At 47.4% G+C, this 1733-nt stretch carries 1 protein-coding gene; it reads left to right on the top strand.

What is annotated here, in order from left to right; genetic code table 11:
* On the top strand, positions 1 to 1733 hold a 1733-nt coding region (locus ACT8YW_RS23185), incomplete at both ends, for an anaerobic ribonucleoside triphosphate reductase (protein WP_444107274.1).

Raw genomic sequence — 1733 nt, 5'->3', positions numbered from 1 at the left:
GCCAACATGAGCAGTCACACGCCTGCCGGACAGATGATGACGTTCGCTTCCGAAGTAACCAAAGATTATACGTATAAATATCTGTTGCCGAAACGTTTTGCCGAAGCGCACCAGTTGGGAGATATTCACATTCACGACTTGGATTATTATCCGACAAAGACGACGACCTGTATCCAATATGATATGGATGACCTCTTTGAACGTGGTTTTCGCACCAAGAACGGTAGTATCCGTACCCCGCAAAGCATCCAGAGTTATGCTACGTTGGCTACCATTATTTTCCAGACGAATCAGAATGAGCAGCATGGCGGACAGGCAATTCCTGCTTTCGATTTCTTCATGGCAAAAGGTGTGGCCAAATCTTTCCGCAAGCATCTGGCATCGTTCATCAATTTCTATGTCGCTATGGAAAACGGAAATCAGGCCGATGAGAAATCCATCCGCACATTGATTAAAGAATATCTTCCGTCTATCAAGACTACTGAAGCCGAACGCGAAACATTGCGCATTGCTTTGGTGGCTTTACAGATTATTATAGATAAGGAACACCTTGCCCGTATCGTTGAGAAAGCTTATCAGCAGACTCGCAAAGATACCCATCAGGCCATGGAAGGATTTATCCACAACCTGAACACGATGCATTCACGTGGCGGTAATCAGGTGGTATTCAGCTCCATCAACTACGGTACGGACACTTCTGCCGAAGGCCGCATGGTGATCGAAGAATTGCTGAAAGCTACCATTGAAGGATTGGGCACAAGAGGCGAAGTGCCTGTATTCCCGATCCAGATTTTCAAGGTCAAAGACGGAGTTTCTTATTCGGAGAAAGACTTTGAGAAAGCAATGAAAGCGGAGAATATCGAAGAGGCAATGACCGACTGTTACGAGGCTCCCAACTTCGACTTGCTGTTGAAGGCTTGCCAGACTACGGCGAAAGCATTGTTCCCGAACTTCATGTTCCTCGACGCACCTTTCAATCAGAACGAGAAATGGAGAGCGGACGATCCGAAACGTTACATCTACGAATTGGCGACGATGGGTTGTCGCACCCGTGTCTTTGAAAACGTGGCAGGAGAAAAATCTTCTTTAGGTCGTGGCAATCTTTCATTCACTACGCTGAATATGCCGAGACTGGCAATTGAAGCCCGCATCAAGGCGGAAAACCTGATAGAGGATGAACGCAACAAGGATGCCATTGAACAGAAAGCAAAAGAAATTTTCATCGAATCCGTACACCAAATGTCCGTGCTTGTAGCCGATCAGCTTTACGAGCGTTATCAGTATCAGCGTACGGCTCTGGCACGTCAGTTCCCGTTCATGATGGGAAATAATGTGTGGAAAGGCGGCGGTGAGCTGAACCCGAATGAACAGGTGGGTGATGCATTGCGCAGCGGTACGCTGGGTATCGGATTTATCGGCGGACACAACGCGATGGTGGCTCTCTACGGACAAGGTCACGGCCACAACCAGAAAGCATGGGACACGCTGTATGAAGCGGTGATGGAAATGAATAAAGTGGTAAACGAATATAAAGAGAAATATAACCTGAACTACTCCGTTCTGGCTACTCCTGCCGAAGGACTTTCGGGACGTTTCACTAAAATGGATCGTCGGAAATATGGAAAAATCCCCGGAGTGACAGACCGCGACTATTATGTCAACTCTTTTCACGTAGACGTGAAAGAACCGATCAGCATCGTTGAGAAAATCAAGCGTGAAGCTCCGTTCCACGC

The organism is Bacteroides sp. (assembly GCF_052357945.1).
Classification (GTDB): Bacteria; Bacteroidota; Bacteroidia; order Bacteroidales; family Bacteroidaceae; genus Bacteroides.
This window is presented reverse-complemented; position numbering and strand designations above follow the sequence as displayed.